12 protein-coding genes and 1 tRNA gene are annotated in these 22,159 nt (G+C 67.9%); 5 read left to right on the forward strand and 8 right to left on the reverse strand.

Features of this window, described 5'->3' with window-relative positions; translation table 11 throughout:
• Window positions 1–33 precede the first annotated feature (33 nt).
• Complete coding sequence (locus ACFVJ5_RS13530; RefSeq protein ID WP_379220244.1) at window positions 34–1,176, forward strand: serine hydrolase domain-containing protein; 1,143 nt, start codon at window positions 34–36, stop codon at window positions 1,174–1,176.
• Window positions 1,177–1,196: 20 nt separating this feature from the next.
• Here the strand turns inward: ACFVJ5_RS13530 and ACFVJ5_RS13535 are convergent, their stop codons facing one another.
• The 6 genes from ACFVJ5_RS13535 to ACFVJ5_RS13560 all read right to left on the reverse strand — a co-directional run bounded on the left by ACFVJ5_RS13535 (window position 1,197) and on the right by ACFVJ5_RS13560 (window position 9,643).
• Window positions 1,197–2,120 (reverse strand): esterase/lipase family protein, encoded by a 924-nt coding sequence (locus tag ACFVJ5_RS13535; protein ID WP_379220245.1) that lies wholly within the window; start codon window positions 2,118–2,120, stop codon window positions 1,197–1,199.
• Between the two features lie 110 nt (window positions 2,121–2,230).
• Complete coding sequence (locus ACFVJ5_RS13540; RefSeq protein WP_379220246.1) at window positions 2,231–5,854, reverse strand: hypothetical protein; 3,624 nt, start codon at window positions 5,852–5,854, stop codon at window positions 2,231–2,233.
• Window positions 5,851–7,221 carry a toll/interleukin-1 receptor domain-containing protein gene (locus ACFVJ5_RS13545; RefSeq protein ID WP_379220247.1) on the reverse strand — a complete coding sequence of 457 codons (1,371 nt, stop codon included), beginning with the start codon at window positions 7,219–7,221 and terminating at the stop codon, window positions 5,851–5,853. Before ACFVJ5_RS13545 ends, ACFVJ5_RS13540 begins: the two co-directional genes overlap by 4 nt.
• A gap of 259 nt (window positions 7,222–7,480) precedes the next feature.
• A tRNA-Arg gene (locus ACFVJ5_RS13550) sits at window positions 7,481–7,556 on the reverse strand.
• Between the two features lie 73 nt (window positions 7,557–7,629).
• Window positions 7,630–8,406 (reverse strand): DUF1542 domain-containing protein, encoded by a 777-nt coding sequence (locus ACFVJ5_RS13555; RefSeq protein ID WP_379220248.1) that lies wholly within the window; start codon window positions 8,404–8,406, stop codon window positions 7,630–7,632.
• A gap of 94 nt (window positions 8,407–8,500) precedes the next feature.
• Window positions 8,501–9,643, reverse strand: coding sequence for an acyl-CoA dehydrogenase family protein (locus ACFVJ5_RS13560; RefSeq protein WP_379220249.1), 1,143 nt, complete (start codon window positions 9,641–9,643; stop codon window positions 8,501–8,503).
• 72 nt (window positions 9,644–9,715) lie between these two features.
• Here ACFVJ5_RS13560 and ACFVJ5_RS13565 point away from each other — a divergent pair, with 72 nt between their 5' ends.
• Together ACFVJ5_RS13565 and ACFVJ5_RS13570 are read left to right on the forward strand one after the other, a co-directional pair.
• A complete protein-coding gene (locus tag ACFVJ5_RS13565) occupies window positions 9,716–10,093 on the forward strand; it encodes an ArsR/SmtB family transcription factor (protein ID WP_379220250.1) in 378 nt (125 codons plus the stop codon).
• A 114-nt stretch (window positions 10,094–10,207) separates the two neighbouring features.
• Window positions 10,208–11,842 (forward strand): long-chain fatty acid--CoA ligase, encoded by a 1,635-nt coding sequence (locus ACFVJ5_RS13570; protein WP_379220251.1) that lies wholly within the window; start codon window positions 10,208–10,210, stop codon window positions 11,840–11,842.
• Between the two features lie 52 nt (window positions 11,843–11,894).
• On the opposite strand, the gene ACFVJ5_RS13575 is transcribed toward ACFVJ5_RS13570, so the two are convergent.
• Both ACFVJ5_RS13575 and ACFVJ5_RS13580 read right to left on the reverse strand, forming a co-directional pair.
• Window positions 11,895–12,287 carry an SCO5389 family protein gene (locus ACFVJ5_RS13575; RefSeq protein WP_379220252.1) on the reverse strand — a complete coding sequence of 131 codons (393 nt, stop codon included), beginning with the start codon at window positions 12,285–12,287 and terminating at the stop codon, window positions 11,895–11,897.
• Window positions 12,288–12,358: 71 nt separating this feature from the next.
• Window positions 12,359–13,405, reverse strand: coding sequence for an NAD(P)H-dependent flavin oxidoreductase (locus tag ACFVJ5_RS13580; RefSeq protein ID WP_379220253.1), 1,047 nt, complete (start codon window positions 13,403–13,405; stop codon window positions 12,359–12,361).
• Between the two features lie 267 nt (window positions 13,406–13,672).
• Here ACFVJ5_RS13580 and ACFVJ5_RS13585 point away from each other — a divergent pair, with 267 nt between their 5' ends.
• Both ACFVJ5_RS13585 and ACFVJ5_RS13590 read left to right on the forward strand, forming a co-directional pair.
• Window positions 13,673–14,539: a M23 family metallopeptidase gene (locus tag ACFVJ5_RS13585; RefSeq protein ID WP_379220254.1), complete on the forward strand. Its 867-nt coding sequence runs from the start codon at window positions 13,673–13,675 to the stop codon at window positions 14,537–14,539.
• 234 nt (window positions 14,540–14,773) lie between these two features.
• Window positions 14,774–22,066, forward strand: coding sequence for an amino acid adenylation domain-containing protein (locus ACFVJ5_RS13590; protein ID WP_379220255.1), 7,293 nt, complete (start codon window positions 14,774–14,776; stop codon window positions 22,064–22,066).
• The last annotated feature ends 93 nt before the right edge of the window (window positions 22,067–22,159 follow it).

The raw sequence follows: 22,159 nt of genomic DNA on the forward strand, positions 1-22,159 counted from the left end.
TCGATAGGTTCCCAGTGGTGCGAGAGGGGAACGATGCGATACACGATCCTGGCCGCGGTGCTCGCGCTGGCCTTGACGGTCTGCGGGTGCGACGCCGAACCCCGCGCGGGCACTCTGCAACGTGACGTCGATGCGATCGCGGCACTGGGAACTACGGGAGTGCAGGCCAGGGTCGTGGGCGTCGGGACCGATCGGACAGCGGTATCGGGTCACTCGGATGCTGTTGCCCTGTATGAGGTTTCACCCGAGGGGTACTTCCGGATCGGGAGCTTGACCAAGACGATGGTCGCCACGGTGGTCCTCATGCTGGTCGGCGAAGGTCGGCTCTCGCTGGATGACTCCGTCCAGCACTGGCTGCCGGATATGGTGCGCGGCAACGGAAATGACGGGGCTGGGATCACCGTCCGGCAACTTCTTCAGCACACCAGCGGTATTCACGAGAGCCCGCCCGAAATGACCACTGCCGAGGACTATTACCGGCTCCGCTATCAGGCGCGCGATCCGTTCGACACAGTAGCGTCCGCCATGCGGCACGCACCCGATTTCGCGCCGGGTGCGGGGTGGTCGTATTCCAATGTCGGCTATGTCCTGCTGGGTCTGATCATCGAGCAGGTGGGAAACCGGCCCTGGCACGACGAGATCTCCGCGCGGATCCTCGAACCGCTCGGGCTGCGTGACACCCGCTGGCCCGGCGACGCGCCGACGCTGCCCGACCCGCACGCGAACGGGTATCAGCAATTCGAGGCCGACGGTCCGCTGATCGATGTCACCGAACTGGTGGACGCCGACGCCTCCGTCGGCTACCTCTCCACCACCGCCGATATCGGCACCTTCTATCGAAGCCTGCTCGGCGGAAAACTGTTACGACCCGAAGAGCTGGCCCAGATGCGCACCACGGTGCCGGTCGACGGCGTCACCGGGCTGGTCTGGCCCGGCGCGAGCTACGGCCTCGGCCTGTTCGCGGTGCCGCTGACCTGCGGCGGCACGTATTGGATGCACAACGGCGGTCAGACGGGATTTCTCACCAACGCCGGAGTGACCGACGACGGTGGCCGAAGCGCCGTGGTCTCGCTGTCGGCCACTCTCGCTGTCGGTGCGGACGTCACGCAGAGCAAGGGATTCGCGCAACTACGGATGGTCAACGAACTGGTGGACCACGCGCTCTGCGAGAAATAGACAGGCCGCCTCCAGGCCGACTATCCGGCGGCGCAGGGCACCGGGCGAGGGTGTTGTGGATCGAGGGCGTTGAGCAGGTAGGCGGCTGCGCGGGGATCGGCGACGATGCCGAGGTGATCGGACATGTCTTGCGGACAACCTTCTTGCAGAACGATATTCGTCACCCCGTCACCGGGCAGCAGGCCGGAGGTATAGGGCAGGACGACCTGGTCGTGGATGGTGACGATGTTGGTGTAGCTGATGCCGGGGACATACATGCCGTCGGAATGCAGGTCGACCATCAGTGGCGAACCGGTCTGTGCTTCCTTCCCGGAGGGCTGGGCGGCCAATGCCGCTTCGAGGGCTGGGCCGACACCGAGCTGGGCGGCGTATTCGCGGGCGGTGGCCAACTGATCGCCGAAGGTGCCACTCCATACCGGGGCCAAGGAGACGTAGTTCTCGATCAGGGACGCACCCCCGAATCGTTTCGCGTAATAGTTCGGCAGCAATGTGCCCAGCGAATGGCCGACGATATCGACCTTCTCGGCGCCGGTCGTGGCCTGTACCCGCTCGATGAAACTGCCGATGGTGCGCGCGTTCTGCTCCGGGGTACCCGTCATCCCGCCGAGCGCCGAAACCGGCCATGGCAGGTCCAGCGCGCCGTAGGTCAGCGAGAAGACACAGTAGCCTTCGTTAGCCAGCAGCGGAACGATTGTGCCCCAATTGGTTTGGGCGCCGGCTCCCGCTCCGCCGTGCACCATCACCACCGGATTCGGGTGTGCCGCATCGGGTTTGCAGTCCCAGTCGTTGCTGCCGGGTAGTGATCCACCGGGATGAGTCAGCTCCGCGCGTATGCCACTCCACGTGCTGTATTCCACCGGTAGTTCCGCCTGCGCGGGCCCGGCGCCCATACCTACCGTCACTGCTGCCGCACACAGCAACGACCCGATTCGCCATCTCGACATGATGAAGCCCCCATTAGAACGTGTTTCAATTCTGCCCTTCGGGGTGACTTTAGCGTGGAATCAGCATCGCCGTGGCCGAGCTCCGGGAGGTCCCGGCGCGACGCAACGGATCATGCCTGGGGTTTGCCCCGGCACAGCTCGGCATTCGGTATGTCGTCCGAAACCCAGTTCTTCCATTGCTCGTCGCTGGGATTCGAGGTGAGTTTGTCGCACAGCGCGTCCCGCCACGCGGCGGGCCCCGGAAGCTGCCAGATCCCACCGCCCACGAACGGAGGCTTGCCGTCCAAGGAGACCCGTTGGGAAACAACGAAAACACGACGTCCGTCCTTGCTGAATTCAAGAATGGGGGTCGAGCCGGCCGGGATGGTGGCGATCGGTTCGCCGATCTGACGTCCGGTGTCGGTGTCCCAGAACCGCAGCGTGCGGTCTCTCGAGGCGGAGACGAGGTACCTGCCGTCGGGGCTGTAGCCGGCAGAATCAACGCGCTTGTCGTGGCCTTCGAAAGGCATGCCGACGGGGTCGCCGCTTTCGGCGTCCCATTGGCGGATCGTCCCGCGGTCTGCGACCGCGATGCGCCGGTCGTCATGGCTGAGCGTCATGCTCGTGAAGGAGCCCTTCATTGCCTTGCCGACCGGTTGCCTCGTTGCGGTATCCCAGATACGGACGGAATCGCTGCTGAGGGAATACAAGCGACGGCCGTCCTCGCTGAACGCAATTTCGTGCACGCGATTCTTGTGCCCTGTCAACGGATCACCGATCTGCTGCCCCTCGGCCCAGTCCCAGAGTCGGACCGTATTGTCACTGCTTCCAGTCGCGAGTGTCTTCCCATCCGGACTGAAGTCGACCGTCTCTATCGTGTCCTGGTGCCCTTTCATCGGCGCTCCACGCTGCAGTCCATTCGCTACATCCAGGACTCGGATATCGTTGTCCCGGCCCACAACCGCGAGCCAGCGTTCATCCGGGCTGAAGGAGATCTGGGCGCCTCCTCGGAGGGCCTCGGAAACGATCGCATTCCCAACCTGCTCACCGGTGTCGGCGTTCAGCCGTCGCAGCGCGCCGTCACGAAGGATCACGATTCGTGGCTGATCCGTGTGGTTGTTTATCCCGTAGCCGCTGCCCAGTGCCGCAAGCTCAACCGCTCTGCTGCCGCCTACCTCGGTGGCCAACGCGGCATCGGGGTCGGCGTGGAATACCTGGGCGGTGTTGTCGGCTATAGCAACGATCCGATTGCCGTCAGGGGTGAAGGCGACGGACTGGACGGCTGCTTTGAGTTCGAGCGGATTGCCGACCGGCTGACCGGTGTTCGGGTCCCACATTCGAACGGTTTTGTCGCTGCCACCCGTAACGACCCGGGCCCCGTCCGGGCTGAACGCCACCGAATCGACGGCGCCGAAATTGCCGGTTACCGGGTTCCCGACTGCGGCGCCGGTATCGGCGTTCCAGATCCGCAACGGTGTGCCTGCGCTCAACAATGTACCGAGGCCAACGGTGTGTCCGCCGGCGGCGATGAAGTGTCCGTCGGGACTGAAGCTCAGACTCCATATCGCTTCGGCCTCGGCGATGCGCGGGTCGCCGACAGGTACCGTTTCGCCGAGCGCCGCGCCGCTGTGGGCGTCCCAGAGCTTTACCGTCCGCTCGGTACCCGCGGACGCCAGACGCTTCCCGTCCGGGCTGAACGCCAGCGCCCACACCTCCGCACCGGGCCCGCTCAGCGATGGACCTATCTGCTGTCCGGTCCGGGCGTCCCACAAACGCGCGTGATCTCCGTAGCTCGCGGCGACCCGACCACCATCCGGACTGACGACAGCGGTCAGCAGCCGATCCTTTCCGCCCGTCAGAGGCGGCCCGATCGGCTCGCCCTCGGCCGAGTCCCAGATCCGAACGATGTCGTCCCGGTCACCTAATGCGAGATACCGCCCGTCCGGGCTTGCAGCCTCGAGTGTGCCGTCGGCAACGAACGGCTCTCCGCGCGGCTTCCCCGTCTCCGTATCCACCAGCTTGATTCCGGACGGTGTGGGCGTGGCAACCCGCCGGCCATCGGCACTGAGCACGCCGCCCCGCGCAGACAGGTCGATGACCTTGTGCAATCGCGCCTCGTTCCGCAATGTCGTCACCAGCGCGCCGAGGTCGGGATTGGTCGAGATTTGCTGTGCTGCGAGCAGTTTGTCGAGTGCCGCCAACTCGCTGCCGGGCTGGCCGCCGGCCAGCATCGCCTGCGCCTGCGAGGTCAGGCGCCCGGCGAAAACCTCTCTGCTTCGGGCCGCGGCATCATCGCGGGCGACGTCGGCCGATCGCCAATTGATCGCCGCCAAGACAGCGAGCACGACCGATACGACGCACACCATTGCCAGGACAGTGGACAGCCGCCTGAGTCGCCGTCCCGCCCGCCGCTCATCGTCGAGTTCGGCCTCACGCCGGGCGGCAGCGTCCAGCAGGGCTTGCTTCTCCTTTTCCGCTCGAGCCGCCTGTGCCGCGCGCTCTTCCTCCGCGCGTCGCCGGTCGCGGTGCTCGCGTACGACGCCTGTGAGCACATCGTGCGTCAGTTCGATCCGTTGCGCGCCGTGGTATTCCTCGAGCCGCACCAGGCGCGAGCCGATCAGTCGAGCGAGTTCGTCGTCGGTCAGCCGTGACGGCACCGCGTCCTCACGGGCGTAGCTGTCGCGAAAACCCTTCTCGGTGATCAGTTCCGACTCGATGAACTGCGCGACTCGCGGTGACAGATCACGCACGCACGACGCGTAGTAGTTCGACAGAATGTCGCGCTTGGCATCCTCGACCAGCTGCTCGTCGAAGTGCGCCCGCCCACGCCGCTTCCGCTCTTCGTTGAGCTCGCGGCAGAACAGGCTCAGCAGTGCGGGCTCCACGTCCGAGGCCGTGAGGTTGTCATCGACGTCGACCCATGAGGCATCCCGGCCGAGGTGGAGGTCCTCGCCGGCGATGATGCTCACCACCCGGTGCGCGAGAGCATCGTCGATCAGGTGCTCGGCCGGCTTGTGGACCGCATCGAACGCCGCGTCGGCACGAAAGGGAAGCAGCCGCATCCGTGACCGTCCCAGCGCGGGAATGAGCGGGCACCACTCCTCGAGGTTGGGTAGAAAGTCCTCCCGCAACGTGATCAGCAACTTGAAATTCTGCGACCGTAGCCGGAAGCGGCCTGCCTCGGCCTCATCGTTGTCGATCCGCGCGGCCACCTCGTCGGAAATCCGGTTCTCGGCAAGGTCACCGAGGTCGTGCATGAATTCACGGACGAGATCGGGAACTCGCTCACCGAGGGTGAAGAGTTCCTCGAACTGGTCGAGAACGATCACCGGCGTGAGCGGATAGTTCTGTGCACTCCAGAGTTCGAAGTCCGTGCGGTGCAGGTACTCCCACAGCGATTCGTCGTCGGCGGGCAACATCGCGTCGGGCGCGTCGGCCCGGATCGAGTCGCGCACCGATCGGTGTAGCTGGCGAGACAGTGCCGTCGCATGCAGCGTGAGATCCAAGCGTATGTAGATCGGCAGGAAGTGTTCCTCGCGCAGTGCGGGAAAGAGGCCGGCTCGCAGCAGGGAGGTCTTCCCGAGGCCGGACCGCCCGTACAAGATCGTGACCGGGGCATCGCGTACGTGGTTCAGTAAGGATTCCGCTTCACGGTCGCGTCCGAAGAAGAACGCCTGCCCGTCTTCCTCGAAGGATTCCAGGCCCGGCCACGGGTTCTCGCTGTCGAGTTGCCCGGCTCGGGTGCCGATAGTCATGCCGCTGTCCGCCGCATCGCACGGATCTCATCCTTCAGCATGGCGATGAGCCCCGCATCCGGCTCACCGCCGGGTGCCCTGCCGAAGTGCAAGCGCCCGAAGCTGTCTGGCATCTGCCGGTAGCGGCTCGGGTTGTGATCGTAGTTGTCGTCGATCACCACGGGCACGATGAAGCGGCGGCTCGGGATGGAGCGTGCGCGATCTGCCGCCTCATACCATTCTTTGAAAACGTAACCTTCCTCCGCGTGCTCGGTGTTCGCGGAGATGATCGGGACGAACAAACGGACGGTTCGGCGGATACTGCTCAGAATCTCGTGCTCCCACGAATCTCCTGGGCTGAGCCGCCGCTCGTCGAGCCACACGTCACCGCCGAGACTCGTGATGGCATCGCAGACCCGCCTGGCCGCGTCGGCGTCCTCCCGCATGTAGCTGATGAAGATCGTCGGAGCGTCCGGAAGCGGACGAACGGCGGCGCCGACCGCATCATGCTGCCTCTGAGCAGTCTGCTGCACCCAGCGCGCGCGTAATTCCGCGACAAATGTCGCCGGTTCGATGTCCAGTTGCTGGACCAGCGTCTTGCGACAGTACGTTGCGAAAAAACTCGAGAGGGAAGGTTCTCGTGACGCCGAGCAGCCGGCGAGAAAGAATGGAATGCGTTCCAGCGACAGCCGGGTATTGCTGGACATCCGCAAGAGGAACCGTCCGAGCCAGTCGGGGATCTCGCAGCCGATGAAGAGTAGAGGATGCTCCTTCAGTTGATAACTGACCCAGTCGGGAAGGCTCGCCTTTTCACTGAGTAATGCGTGCAGCCACTCCAGCCGGTCCTCCTCATGGATCGCATATTGAGGCGTGGAGGCTGCTTGACCGTACAAATTCAGAATGACGGTATCGGCCGCTGTGGCCGGTTGGGCATTTCGCGACTGTTCGCTGGTGGATTGATTGGGAGAGAACGAAATCTCTCGTGCGCCTTGCCTGCCCTGGAAACGGACCGCGTTCACTGCCTTCGCGAGCACTCGGTCGGGCGTCGTGCTCACGAACAATCGCAGGTCATCGATCGCGGCGAGGTTACGAAGTGCGTCACCGGGGTCTGGATCGACCTCCACGATGATGTCGTTGATGACGCGATACAACCGCTCTATCTCGTCTTGGCCCCGCTCGCGCACGAACGCCGCCACCGCTTCATCCATGGTGGTCGGTCCGGGCGGCACGGAGAGGTTCCAGCGTTCGGCAAGGCGTTGGCCGATGAGTGTGGTGAATGTCTGATCAGCGTCGCCGATATCGACCCTGGTCACGCCGGGCCCCACAACCGGTACCAGAACCCGCTGCCGGATATGCGCGAGAAGATCGTCCCAGAAATCGTCGTTCATGCCCAAACACTCGATCCGGATTGCGCCACACAACGTCCGGCCACGCTGGGGTGGCGCAGCACCAGTGTGGAATGGCCCGAGAACGCGTCCAGTACCGAATCAACAATAGGGTCCGACGTAGTCGCGGCGTAGAGTAGTCGACTACTCGAACTTCGCCGGGCATCAGCTCGGCACAGTGCGCAATCAGCGGGCGTGGAAGCGGGGAACTGCGACAGCGCGTGCTCAACGCGGGGCAGCTGATTCTGGTACTCAGCTGCTGTGGTGCCCTCGGCAGGATTCGAACCTGCGACCTACCCTTTAGGAGAGGGTTGCTCTATCCCCTGAGCTACGAAGGCGTGGCCAGGCTGGGCTGGCCGAGCTGAGTATAGCGTGGGGTCGGGTTCGGTGGCAGAGGCCCGTTGGGCGGGGTCAGAAGGCGCCGAAATCGCCGCCGCCACCGCTGTCGTAACCTCCGCCGGTGTCATAGCCCCCGCTGTTGCCGAAGTCGCCGCCGGTGTCGCCGGGGTCGAATCCGCCCTGGTCGTTGCCGGGATCGACGGCCGCTTCGCCGGTGCCGTCCTCGAAGGCTTGCGCGTTGTAGCCGACCCCGCCCATTCCGGCGAACAGCGTCGTGAACAACAGTGCCGAGCCCGCGCCCCAGGCTCCGGCGATCAGCGCGGGCTTCCACCACGGCTCGGAGTACCAACCGGCGGGGACGGGGCGGCCCGCCACGCGTCCGCCGGGGAAGTAGTTCGGTGTGCCCGCGGAGGGGGCGGGGGAGGCGGTGATCGCGCGGCCGTTGTGGGCGATGGTGCGCTGCTCGTCGACCTGACCGGCGATGTCCTGGCCGGCGATGGCCGGGATCGGCGGGCCGGGGTCCATGTCCATCGCGGTGCGGGCGGCGCGAATGTAATAGAGGCCCTCCAGCGCGGACTGCTTGGCCAGCCGGGCTTGGGCGGGGGAGCCGGCGCGGTCGATCTGACCGCCCGCGGCGTTGTACCGTTCGGATGCGTCGGCCAGGGCCTGTCGTGCGGCTTCGTTGCGCGGAGTCAGCTGGTAGACCTGTCCGCCGAGCCGCTCGATGGTCACCCGCGCGTCGGCCTGCGCCTCCTCGAGCTCGCGCGCGTTGCGCTTGTTCTGTTCGGCACGCAGGTACAGCAGGGCACCGACGCACACGATCACGATCACGATCAGCCACCACAGCATCGCGCGCCTCATTTCGTCGAGGTGTCGAGATGCCGTCCAGTTTACTGATCGGTTGCCCAAACGCACCGACCCGTCTTGATCAGCGCGTTGCCCATTAGCTACCGGCGAGGTGGCGGGCGATGACCAGGCGCTGGATCTGGTTCGTTCCCTCGAAGATCTGCATGACCTTCGCTTCGCGCATGTAGCGCTCGACGGGGAAGTCCTGGGTGTAGCCGTAGCCGCCGAAGACCTGGACCGCGTCGGTGGTCACCTTCATGGCCGCGTCGGTGGCGATCAGTTTGGCGACCGACGCCTGGCGTGAATACGGCAGGCCCGCGTCGCGGCGGCGGGCGGCGTCTAGGTAGGTGGCGCGGGCGGTGTCGACGGCGGCGGCCATGTCGGCGAGGACGAACCCGAGGCCCTGGTGGTCGATGATCTTGCGGCCGAAGGCTTCTCGCTCCTTGGCGTAGGCGACGGCCTCGTCGAGCGCGCGCTGGGCGACGCCGGTGGCGACGGCGGCGATGCCGAGGCGGCCCGCGTCGAGCGCGCTGAACGCGATCGAAAGTCCTTGTCCCTCTTCGCCGATGCGACGTTCGGTGGGCAGGAACGCGTCGTCGTAGGCGGCGGTGGTGGTGGGGATGCCGCGCAGGCCCATCTTCTCCTCGGGCTTGCCGAAGCTCAGGCCCTCGGTGTCGGCGGGGACGAGAAAGCAGGAGATGCCGCGCGAGCCCTCGCCGGTGCGGGCGAACAGGGTGTAGAAGTCGGCACGGCCGCCGTTGGTGATCCAGGCCTTGGTGCCGTTGAGGTTGTAGCCGCCGTCGACGGGGGTGGCGCGGCACCGCAGGGCGGCCGCGTCGGAACCGGCGTGTGCCTCGGAAAGGCTGTAGGCGCCGATGGTTTCGCCCGACAGCATGCCCTCGAGCCACTGCTGCTTCTGCTCGTCGGTGCCGTAGGTGAACAGCGGATGGCACGACAGACCGTGCACGCTCACCGCGACGGCGACGGCGGCCCAGCGGCTTGCGATCTCCTCGAGCACCTGCAGGTACACCTCGTACGGCTGCGCGCCGCCGCCGAACTCCTCCGGGTACGGCAGGCTGAGCAACCCGGCCGCGCCGAGCGCGGGGAAGACGCTTTCGGGGAAGACGCCGGTCTTCTCGCTCTCGGCGACGCGCGGCTCCAGCACCTTGTCGGCGATATCGCGGGTCAGTTCGATCAGGTCGCGCGCCTCGTCGGTGGGCAGCATCCGGTCAACAGCCATGCTCGTCACAGTATCCGTCGTTCACATCGCGGTCCCTGGCGAGGCGAACCGCAGCGGATCTATTATCTGCGCATGAATGCAGATGCCCGTTCGCCCTTGGCCGAGGATCAGGTGGGGTTGGTGGTCGAGGTGTTCCGAATGCTGGCCGACCCGACCCGGGTTCAGGTTCTGTGGGCATTGGCCGATCAAGAACTCTCGGTGAACGAATTGGCGACCCGAGTCGGCAAACCGGGGCCCTCGGTGTCCCAGCACCTGGCGAAACTTCGGATGGCCAGGCTTGTGCGCACCCGTCGCGAGGGGACCACCATCTACTACAGCCTCGACAACGACCACGTCCGCAGCCTGGTCGTCGACGCGGTACACAACGCCGAACATGCCGGTCCCGGAGTGCCATCGCACCATAGGGGCCCCGATGGTCAGCCGCCCCATCCGCAGCCACCCGGTTCGTGATGACGAGCCGACCTGCAGGAATGTTGTCGGAGGAAACGATTGCGAGCCTCAAACCTTTCGGTAGCATCCGTTGTGACGTGGCTCATGCCACGGCAGGGACTTGAAGGAGCACCGATGCTGAGCACCATGCAGGACGACCAGCTCTCGCTGGCCAAACTGCTCAACTATGCCGCAACTTTCCAGGGCGACTCGACAGTGTCCACATGGACCGGTGACGGTGTTCGCACCATGACCTACCGTGAGCTCGGCGCCGATTCGGCCCGGCTGGCCAACGCGCTGCGGGGTCTCGGCATCGAAGAGGGTGACCGCGTCGGCACCTTCATGTGGAACAACAACGAGCACATGGTCGCTTACATCGCGGTGCCCGCGATGGGCTCGGTGCTGCACGCGCTCAACATCCGGCTGTTCCCCGAGCAGTTGGTCTTCGTCGCCAACCACGCCGAGGACAAGGTCGTGCTCGTCGACGGCACGCTGGTGCCGCTGTTCGCGCAGTACCTACCGAACCTGAAGACCGTCGAGCATGTGATCGTCGTCAACGGCGACCCGGCCGCGCTCACCGCGCCCGAGGGCGTCACCGTGCACTCCTACCGCGAGCTGCTCGACGCCCAGTCCGCCGACTTCGATTTCCCCGTCGTCGACGAGCGCTCGGCCGCCGCGATGTGTTACACCTCCGGCACCACCGGCGACCCGAAGGGCGTCGTCTACTCGCACCGCTCCAACTGGCTGCACGCGATGCAGGTGAACTCGCCCAACGGCATGGGTTTCCAGGGCTCGGACTACGTGCTGGCCATCGTGCCGCTGTTCCACGCCAACGCGTGGGGCCTGCCGTACGCGGCACTGATGTCGGGCGCCAACGTGCTGATGCCGGACCGCTTCCTGCAGCCCGGCCCGCTGCTGGAGATGATGGCGGCCGAGAAGCCGACCTTCGCCGCCGCGGTGCCCACCATCTGGGGCGGCGTGCTGGCCGCGCTGGCCGCCGCGCCGCAGGACATCTCGCACCTGCGTACCGCGGTCGTCGGTGGTTCCGCGGTGCCGCCCGCGATGATGCGCGCGTTCGAGGAGAAGCACGGCGTGCGCATCCTGCACGCGTGGGGCATGACCGAGACCTCCCCGCTGGGCAGCGTCGCGCACGCGCCCGCGGGCGTCAGCGATGACGACGCCTGGGAGTACCGCTACACGCAGGGTCGTTTCCCGGCCAACGTCGAGGCCCGGCTGGTCGGCGACGACGGCAAGGTCGTCCCGAACGACGGTGAGTCGCTCGGCGAGCTCGAGGTCCGCGGCGCGTGGATCACCGGCTCCTACTACTCGCCCACCGGCGCGGAGATCGACCCGGACAAGTTCGACGACGGCTGGCTGCGTACCGGCGATGTCGGCAAGATCAGCGCCAACGGCTACCTCACCCTGGTGGACCGCTCCAAGGACGTCATCAAGTCCGGCGGCGAGTGGATCTCCTCGGTGGACCTGGAGAATGCGGTGATGGGCCACGCGGCCGTCGCCGAGGCCGCGGTCATCGGTGTGCCCGACGAGAAGTGGGACGAGCGCCCGCTGGTCGCCATCGTGCTCGCCGAGGGCGCTGCCGCCGAGGCGAGCGAGCTGCGCGACTACCTGGCCGACAAGTTCGCCAAGTGGCAGCTGCCCGAGCGCTGGACCTTCATCGCCGAGGTGCCGAAGACCAGCGTCGGCAAGTTCGACAAGAAGCGCCTGCGCGCCCAGTACGCCGAGGGCGAGCTGGACGTCGTCACGGTGTAGACGAACGACAAGGCGGGCGTGGAATCGCTTCCACGCCCGCCTTTTTCGTCGATCAGCAGTTGCGCAGCTCGGGGCTCTGGTTCAAGAGCTGAGCACGCGGGCTGATGTAGGTGGTGTAGGTATCCCCACCGACGGCAGACAGCGGGAACGCCGCGACCCGATGGCAGTTCTGGAAGGCCAGCTTCACACCGAAATGCCGTTCCAGGCCGCCGCGGATGGCGTCGGAGGCCAGGGCGCGCAGCAGCTGCCCGCGTGCCACCTCGTCCGGCGGCGGGATCCGGTTGTCGGCGTATTCGTCGGTGCCGCTGCGCAGGTCTTCGGCTACCCGGCTCACCACCTCCCACGCGTAAGGCAGTGAGGTACGGACACATTCGACGAAATCGGCGTCGTCGATATTGCCTTGCTCTGCGCGTTCGAGTAATGCGGCGGGAACATCGAGGGACATGGCGCTCTCCTCCTGCTTGGGGGTGGTCGGCGGGATGCGATGCCAGGTCCGAGTCTAAACGAAATCCGTTGTCAATAACCCTGGATTCGTTCCGAAAGTGCTTTCCGGAGTGCGCTTTTCGCGTCGGCGGCCAGGTCGGTGACCAGTTCGCTTGCCGGTTGCCCGGTGCTCAGCGAGTGCGCTTGCCCCGCCCACAGATTCACTTCGTCGGTGTTGCCGCCCGCCCGCGCGGCGGCCCGCAAGGGGGCAGTGGCGTAATGGATTTCGGGGTAGGCGGCCGGCGCGTCGGCGGTGTGGTCGACGAGGAAACGGTTGCGGATCCCGCGGGCGCGGCGTCCGGTGAACGCGCGCGTGAGCATCGTCGGTTCCGGCGTCCCGATCGCACCCCGATGCACGGCGTTGGTGCCGGCTTCCGGGCAGCGCAGCAGAGCGGTGCCGATCTGGGCCGCCGCCGCGCCGGCCGCCAGCACCCCGGCCACGCCGGCGCCGGTGGCGATCCCGCCCGCCGCGACGAGCGGGCGGGAGGTGACGGCGGTGAGCAGCTGGATCAGGGTCAGCAGGCCGGGCGGGTCGATCGGGTCCTCGGCGGGATCATCGAGGAAGCTCGCGCGGTGCCCACCCGCCTCGGCGCCCTGGGCGATCAGCACGTCGGCGCCCGCCTCGACGGCGATCAGCGCCTCGGCGGGGGAGGTGACCGTGACCCACACCTCCGAGCCGACCGCGTGCAGCCGGTCCACCTCCACCGCGCTGGGGCAGCCGAAGGTCGTCGAGACCACGGCGACCGGATCGGCGACCAGCAGATCGAGCTTGTCGTCCCAGCCGTCGGTGTCGTGCTCGGGGGTGCCGATCGGGAATTCGGCGCCGAGTTCGGCGAGGTAGGTGGCGTATGCGGCCGGATCGGCCACCACGCCGGGCGCGAACAGGTTCACCCCGAACGGCGCCGCGGTGGCGGCCCTGGTCGCCTCGATCTGCGCGGCCACCGCCTCGGTGCCGAGGTATCCGGCGGCGAGCTGGCCGAATCCGCCCGCGGCCGCGACGGCGACCACCAACTCGGGGGTGGACGGGCCGCCCGCCATGGGCGCGGCGACGATGGGGACGGTCAAGGTCTCGATCACCATGGGTCGAGTCTGGTCGGTCGGGGCCGTGTTCAGGCCCGGTGACAGCGCGTGTGACGAGTCGGACAGTGTGATTGTTACTGTGCGGCACGTCATCTACCTGCGATTTCGTGACAGAAGGTTGCGGAATGGTCACGGCCGGGTAGAGTTCGCGTCACAACGTATGCCGAACCGTTACACATAGTTCGGCACGGGAGAACACCCAGGTGGTCTCCGGGCCGGTCGCAGACCGGTTTCGTTTTCCTTGTTGTCGGACGCTAGGACGAGATCTTGTCGCAGCACCGTGTGGGTCCCGAATCCATCTCCGTGCAGGCCCTGCTTGCGCACGCGGATGGCCGGAGCCCGAGCAGGAGCAGGCACCGCGCCGAGGCGTCGCGTACCGATCGTGTCCGGGTCGCCGCCAGCGCCGCGGTCGCCGCGGGCGCCCTGGTCGGCGTCACCGCTCAGATCGCCCCGGCGCTGGCCTTCGCCGCGCCGCTGCTGCCGACCCACGACGACAGCGTCGAGGAATCGGTCGTTCCCGAGTCGGCCCGCCAAGATGTCGACCTCGTCGCCGCGCAGCAAGTCGCCGCGCACGTCGAGACCCCCGCGCCGGTGACCGCGGTCGCCGCGCCGATCGCCGCCCCCGTGGCCGCGCCCTTCGGTATCGGCAACCTGCCCCCCGAGATCTCCGGCCCGCTGTCGCAGGTCGAGGACATCCTCCAGGGCATCCAGCACCAGGTCGCGCCGCCGCAGGCCACCCGCCCGGTCGCGGGCCCGATCAGCTCCGGCTTCGGCTCGCGCTGGGGTGCCATGCACTACGGCCTCGACTTCGCCGACTCGATCGGCGCCCCGATCAAGTCCGTGTCCAACGGCACCGTCATCGAGGCGGGCCCGGCGTCGGGCTTCGGCCTGTGGGTGCGTGTGCTGCACGACGACGGCACCACCGGCGTCTACGGCCACGTCAACGAAATGCTGGTCAGCGAAGGCCAGCGGGTCAACGCGGGTCAGGTCATCGCGACCGTCGGCAACCGTGGCCAGTCCACCGGCCCGCACCTGCACCTCGAGATCTGGGATCAGGGCGGCGCCAAGATGGATCCGATTCCGTACCTCGCTTCCAAGGGCGTGCCGCTGGAATGGGGCCCTTCCGCGCACTGAGCGGTGTGAGCGCGGAGCTTTCTCCGCACAGCGAGTGACGGTGGTTCTTATGAGCCCCGTCACTTTGCCGTTGGCGGGGGCAACACGTTCCTGGGCCGGGCCGATAGTCCTCTGGGCCCCGAGCACCGGGGGCACGCTGACTCGGACATTATGCGGCCGGTCTATATGATGGCTCGATCTGCACGGTGCGGGGCAGCCGCACGCGCAGACGCGATGAGAGGTGAATGAACTCGAATGGAAACTGCCCGTCGTTCTGCCCGCGGTAATCGCCGTCGCCGGTCGAGCAGTCCGACATTCGGGCAGTTGCTGACAGGAGCGGTCGAATCGGCCGCCGATCGGGTCGCGGTTCGGTTCAACCCGTCCGGTGACCCGGCCGACCAGCGTCAGCTCACCTACTCCGAGTTCGATCAGCAGTCCTCGCAGCTGGCCCGCGCGCTCATCGCTCGGGGCATCGGCCCCGGCGACGTCGTCGCCATCGGTATCGCCCGGTCGATCGACTCCGTGCTCGCGGTGTGGGCGATCGCCAAGACGGGCGCCGCCTATGTCCCGGTCGACCCGAACTACCCGGCCGACCGCATCGCGCACATCGTGTCCGACTCCGGTGCGGTGCTCGGGCTCACCACCGCCGCGCATCGCGAGGTGCTCGGAACGGCGCTGACCTGGCTCGAGCTCGACGACGCCGAGACGGCCACCCTGATCGCGGCCCAGCCCGCGCACCCGATCTCCTACACCGACCGGATCCGCACCCTCGACGAGCGGCACCCGGCCTACGTCATCTACACCTCGGGCTCCACCGGCAAGCCCAAGGGCGTCGTGGTGACCCACACCGGTCTGGCCGGTCTGGTCGCGGCCGAGCGCACGCACTACCGCGTCGCCGCCGACTCGCGCGTGCTGCACGTGTGCTCGCCGAACTTCGACGTGTCGGTGCTCGAACTGCTGCTCACCTTCTCCGCCGGCGCCACCCTGGTGATCGCGCCGCCCGGGGTATTCGGTGGTTTCGAGCTGGCGGACCTGCTGCGCCGCGAACAGGTTTCGCACATGCTCATCACCCCGGGCGCGCTGGAATCGGTCGATCCGGCGGACCTGGACGACCTGCGCGTAGTGGTCGTCGCGGGTGACAAGTTCGGTCCGGAACTGGTCGGCCGCTGGGCCGTCGGCGAGCGCGAGTTCTACAACGGCTACGGCCCTACCGAGGCCACCATCCTGGCCACCAGCACCGCGCCGATGGACCCGGCCGCGCCGGTGACGATCGGTGCCGCGATCGCCGGTGTCGGTGCGTTCGTGCTGGATTCGCGGCTGCGGCCGGTGCCCGCGGGCGTGATCGGCGAGCTGTATCTGTCGGGTCCCGCGCTGGCACAGGGTTATCTGAACCGCCCCGCCCTGACCGCGGAACGTTTCGTCGCCAGCCCGTTCGGCGCCGAATCCGGTGACGCGAACGCGCGCCTGTACCGCACCGGAGACCTGGTGCGGCGCAGCGAATCCGGTGACGGCGTCATCGAGTACATGGGGCGTTCGGACTTCCAGGTGAAGATCCGCGGCTTCCGGATCGAACTCGGCGAGATCGACAACGCGCTCACCTCGCACCCCGACATCGACTTCGCGGCGACTCTCGGCAAGACGTTGCCTTCCGGTGTGACAGCGCTGGTCTCGTATGTGATGCCCCGTTCCGGCGCCACGGTCGAGGTGACCGCGCTCGACGCGTTCCTCGCCGAATCGTTGCCCGGCTACATGATTCCGGCCGCGATCATGGTGCTGGACCGGATCCCGCTGACGCCGGTGGGCAAGCTGGACCGAAAAGCGTTGCCCGAGCCTGTTTTCGCGGTACGTGAGTTCCGCGCCCCGGTGACGCCGGTGCAGCAGGTGGTGGCCGACATCTTCGCCGAGCTGCTGACCGCCGGTGCGCCGGAAGAGATCCGGGTCGGCGCCGACGACGACTTCTTCGAGCTCGGCGGCAACTCGCTGCTGGCCGCGCAGGCCGCCACGCGCCTCGGCGCCGCGCTCGACACCAGGATTCCGGTGCAGGTGCTGTTCGAGGTCAGCACCGTCTCGGGGCTGGCCGAACGCGTCGAACGTCATATCGGCACCGGATCGGGTCAGGAGCTGGTCGCGCAGCAGCGCCCCGATTCGATCCCGCTGTCGTTCGCCCAGCAGCGGATGTGGTTCCTCAACCAGTTCGATCCGGCCAGCGCAGTGAACAACATGCCGATCGCGGTGCGCCTGTCGGGCGCGCTCGACGTGGATGCGTTGCGCGTCGCGGTCACCGACCTGGTGGCCCGCCACGAGGTGCTGCGCACGATGTACCCGCCGGTCGACGGGGTCGGCACGCAGCTGGTGCTGCCGCTGTCGGACCCGCGCGCCGTGCCCGCTCTGGCGGCCGACGACGCAGGCGAGGACGCGATCGCCGCCCTGGTCACCGAGACTGTCAGCGCGGGCTTCGATGTCACCGTCGCCCCGCCGCTGCGACTGCGCCTGCTGCGACTGAGCGCTACCGAGCACGTGCTGGTCTGCGTGATGCACCACATCGCCGGTGACGGTGTGTCGATGGGCCCGCTCACCCGCGACCTGATGACCGCCTACGTCCAGCGCAGCGCGGGTAACGCGCCGGGCTGGCCCGAATTGGCCGTCCAGTACGCCGATTTCACGCTCTGGCAGCGGGCGGTGCTCGGGACCGAGGACGACCCGGAATCGATCCTGACCCAGCAGATCGACTTCTGGCGCACCCAGCTCGCCGGTGTGCCCGATCAGCTCGAGCTGCCCACCGATCGACCGCGCCCGGCTACCGCCTCCTATCAGGGTGCGAGCCTGGACTTCCGCATTCCGACCGAGGTGCACGCCGGGTTGGATCAGCTTGCGCGCGCCCATAATTCGACGCTGTTCATGGTGGTGCACGCCGCGCTGTCGGCGCTGCTCGCCCGGCTGTCGGGCAGCAGCGACATCGCCATCGGCACCCCCGTCGCGGGTCGCGGTGACGCCGCACTCGACGACCTGATCGGCATGTTCGTCAACACCCTGGTGCTGCGCACCGAGGTCGACCCGGCAGGCAGCTTCGAAGAGCTGCTCGCCTCGACCCGTGCGGTCGACGTCGCGGCCTTCGGTCACGCCGACGTGCCGTTCGAGCGCTTGGTCGAGCTGCTCGACCCGGCGCGTTCGACCGCGCGGCATCCGCTGTTCCAGGTGATGCTCGCCTTCCAGAACATGGCGCGGACGGCACTGGAGCTGCCCGGACTGACCGTCGCGGGCGTCGAGATGACCATTCCGTTCGCCAAGTTCGACCTGCAGTTCGAGATGGTGGAGGACACCGATCGCCACGGTGCGCCGCACGGCATCGCGGTCGGGCTCACCTACGCCACCGACCTGTTCGACGCCGAGACCGTCGCCGGGTTCGCCGATCGGTTCCAGCGGTTGCTGGCCGCGATCGTCGCCGCGCCCGCCGCGCCGCTCGGTGCGATCGAGCTCCTGGAGCCCGCCGAACTGGACCGGATCCTGGTGCGGTGGAACGACACTCGCCACGACCTCGCTCCGGAACTGTTGCTCGACGGCTATCGGCGTGCGGTGGCCGAGCACCCCGATGCGGTAGCTGTCGCCTACGAGGGTGCCGAGCTGACCTACCGGGAGTTCGACGAGCGGGTCAACCGTCTCGCCCGGCTGCTGGTGACCCACGGTGTCGGTCCCGAATCCCTGGTCGGCCTCGCGGTTCGGCGCTCGCTCGATCTGGTGGTCGGGATGTACGCGATCGTGACCGCCGGTGGTGCGTATGTGCCGATCGACCCGGATCATCCGGCCGATCGCATCGCCCACATTCTCGATACCGCCGCGCCCGCCGCAGTGCTGAGCACCACCGCGGATGCGATCGAGGTGCCCGCGGGGGTGCCGGTGATCCTGGTGGATTCCGTGGCGCTCGACGAGTTCTCGGCCGCGCCTGTCGAGCCGGCTCGGCCGGTCCGGCCCGAGAACCCGGCCTATGTCATCTTCACCTCCGGTTCCACCGGGCGTCCCAAGGGTGTGGCGGTGTCGCACGCGGCGATCGTCAACCAGATGGTCTACATGGGCGCCGAGTACGGGATCGGCCCGTCGGATGTGTACCTGCAGAAGACGCCGGCCACGTTCGACGTGTCGCTGTGGGGTTACTTCCTGCCGCTGCGGACCGGCGCGAAGCTGGTCGTGTCGACCCACGACGGACATCGCGACCCGCTGTATCTCGCCGAAACGATCGCGGCGCAGGGCGTGACGCTCACCGACTTCGTGCCGTCGATGCTGTCGGTCTTCGCCGCGCACACCACCGCCGGTTCGATTCCGAGTCTGCGGGCGGTGTTCGCCGCCGGTGAGGCGCTGCCCACCGAGACCGTGGCCGACGTGGCCCGGGTGTCCGCGGCCGGGGTGCACAACCTGTACGGGCCTACCGAGGCTGCTGTCACCGTGACGCGCTGGCCCGCGAGCGATGCCGATCGCGGTTCGGTGCCGATGGGCGTGCCGGAGTGGAATACCCGTGTCTACGTGCTGGATTCGCGCCTGCGCGCGGTGCCCGCCGGTGTGGTCGGCGAGCTGTACCTGGCCGGTGACCAGCTCGCGCGCGGTTATGTCGCCCGTCCCGGTCTGACCGCGGATCGGTTCGTGGCCAACCCCTTCGAGCCCGGCGCGCGGATGTACCGCTCCGGTGACCTCGTCCGCTGGGGTGGATCCTCGGCCGAGCCCGCGCTGGAATACCTGGGCCGCACCGACTTCCAGGTGAAGTTCCGCGGTCAGCGCATCGAGCTCGGTGAGATCGAGACGGCCCTGCTCGCACAGGACGAGATCAGCCAGGCGGTGGCCCTGGTGCTCGACACCGTGTCCGGCCAGCACCTGGTGGCGTATGTGGTGGCGCGGCCCGGCGTGGAGCCCGACCCCGCGGCGCTGCGTACGGCCGTGGCGGACTCGCTGCCCACCTACATGCTGCCGACCGTCGTCACAGTGCTGGACAGCTTCCCGCTGAATCCGAGCGGCAAGCTCGACCGCAAGGCGCTGCCCGCCCCCGCGTTCACCGCGGGTGAGTTCCGTGCCCCCGCCACCCCCGCCGAGGAGATCGTCGCCGGGGTCTTCGCGGAACTGCTCGGCATGGCCCGCGTCGGCGCCGCCGACGACTACTTCGCCCTCGGTGGCAACTCGCTGCTCGCCACCCGCGCGATCGCCCGCATCAACGAGGCGCTCGACGCCCACCTCGCCATCCGCGACCTGTTCGAGACGCCCACCGTCTCGGCCCTGGCCGCGCGCATCGGTGGTGCCGGCGGTACCGCCGCCCGCCCGCCACTGGTCGCCGCCGAACGGCCGCAGCGCATTCCGCTGTCGCTGGCCCAGCAGCGCATGTGGGTGGTCAACCAGGTCGACCCCACCTCGGGCTCCTACAACATCCCCTTCGCGATCCGCCTCACCGGCGAGCTCGACATCGCCGCCCTCGACGCCGCGGTCACCGACGTGCTCGGCCGACACGAATCGCTGCGCACCGTCTTCCCGGTGTCCGATGGCAGGCCTGTCCAGGAGATTCTCTCCGTGGCCGAGGTCCTGCCCGAGGGGCTACAGGTCGAGACGACCACCGATATCCTCACGCGTGCGGGTGAATTGGCCGGTGCGGGCTTCGATGTGACGCGGGAGGTTCCGCTGCGTGCGCGATTGCTCACCGACGGGACTTCGGCCGAGTGGCTGCTCGTTGTCGTGGTGCACCATGTTTCGGCCGACGGCGCGTCCTTGGCGCCGCTCGCCCGCGATCTGATGACCGCTTACGTGGCTCGTGCCGCACACCAGAGCCCGGCGTGGACGCCGCTGGAAATTCAGTACGCGGACTTCGCGCTGTGGCAGCGGGCGGTCGTCGGCGACGACGAGCAGCCGGAATCCCTGGCCGCCGCCCAGCTCGACTACTGGCGCAACCAGTTGGCCGACGTGCCACCGCTGCTGGAGCTGCCGCAGGACCGCCCGCGGCCCTCGGTACCGTCCCTGCGCGGCGCCACGTCCGAGCTTCGCTTGCCCGCCGAGGTGCACGCCGCCCTCAATCACTTGGCACGCGAGCACAAGTCGTCGTTGTTCATGGTCGTGCACGCGGCGCTGGCCGTGCTGCTCGGCCGGTTGTCGGGCACGTCCGACATCGCCATCGGCACCGCTGTCGCCGGGCGCGGCGAGCGGGCGCTCGACGAGCTGGTCGGCATGTTCGTCAACACCCTGACCCTGCGCACCACCCTCGATCCGGCCGGTTCCTTCGACGAGGCCGTGGACGTGGCGCGGGAGACCGATCTCGGCGCGTTCGCCAATGCCGACCTGCCGTTCGAGCGGGTCGCCGAGGTCGTCGCGCCGGGGCGGGGCAGTGCGCAGAGCCCGCTGTTCCAGGTGGCGCTCACCTTCAGCAACAACGAGGCGGCCGCGCTCGAACTGCCCGGCCTCACCGTGAACGCGCTGGATACCGCCGTCGCGGCCAAGTTCGACCTGCAGGTGGACGTCGAACCGCGTTTCACCGCCGCCGGTGATCCCGACGAGCTGGTCACGCTGTTCAACTACGCCACCGACCTGTTCGACGAGGCCACGGTGCGCAGTATCGGCGCCCGCTTCGCCCGCATCCTGACCGCCGTCGCCGCCGACCCGCAGATCCGGATCGGCGACATCGACATCCTCGACGAGTCCGAACGCACCCGGCTGCTGGCTGGGGCCGCCCAGGCGCCCGCGCCGAGCACCCCGTCGGGCGGCACCACTCTCGCGCAGGCTTTCACCGCCGCCGCCGAGGACGACCCCGACGGCCCCGCGCTCGTCTGGGGCGACGACGCGCTGACCTTCGAGCAGCTCGACGCCCGCTCCGCCCGCCTGGCCCGCCTGCTGATCGGGCGCGGCTTCGGGCCCGGAGACGGTGTGGCCGTTGATCTTGCGCGTGGTGTCGACTGGGCCGTCGCGGTCTGGGCGATCCTCAAGGCAGGCGCGGCCGTGGTCCCGGTGACCGGCACCGAGTCGCCCGCCGAACCCGCCGCGAAACTGAGTATCACCGTCGGCGAACCTCGCGGCGTCGACTGGATCTCGCTCGACGACCCGGCGATCAAGACCGAACTGTCCACTCAGTCCGCTCGTCCGGTCACCTACGCCGACCGGACCCGGGCCCTGCGCGGCGGTGACCCGGCCTTCGTCAGCGCCGACGGCGCTCGCAGTTACGACGAACTCGCCACGGCGGGTGCGCGGGTGCGCTCCGACACCGACCTGACCTTCGAGGCCCGTACCTTCGGCTACGGCTGCGCCGACAGCTTCACGGCGCTGGTCGAGCCGGTGGCCGCAGGTGTCGCGGGCGCGTCGATGGTGCTGGTGCCCGGTCTCGCGGACACCGGGGTAGCCAACGGATTGTCGGCGGCGCTGGCCGAGGAGTGGGTGACCCACTTGTTCGGTGATCGGGCGGGCATCGAGGCGCTCGATACCGCCGAGCTCGGTGATCTGCAGGCGCTGATCGCCGACGATGCCGCACCGGGCAATCCGGGAGCGGCCGAGGCAGTGCTGGTACTCGGAGATCTGCGCGCCCCGGTGGCGTGAGCAGCGCTCGCGGCGCGGGGTCCCGCTGCGGGACAACAAGTTTCGGTGATGGGTGAGGTGGAACAGCTATGACACGACCGGCAAGAACCCGAC

The organism is Nocardia sp. NPDC127606 (assembly GCF_042671725.1).
In the GTDB taxonomy this organism is placed as follows: domain Bacteria; phylum Actinomycetota; class Actinomycetes; order Mycobacteriales; family Mycobacteriaceae; genus Nocardia.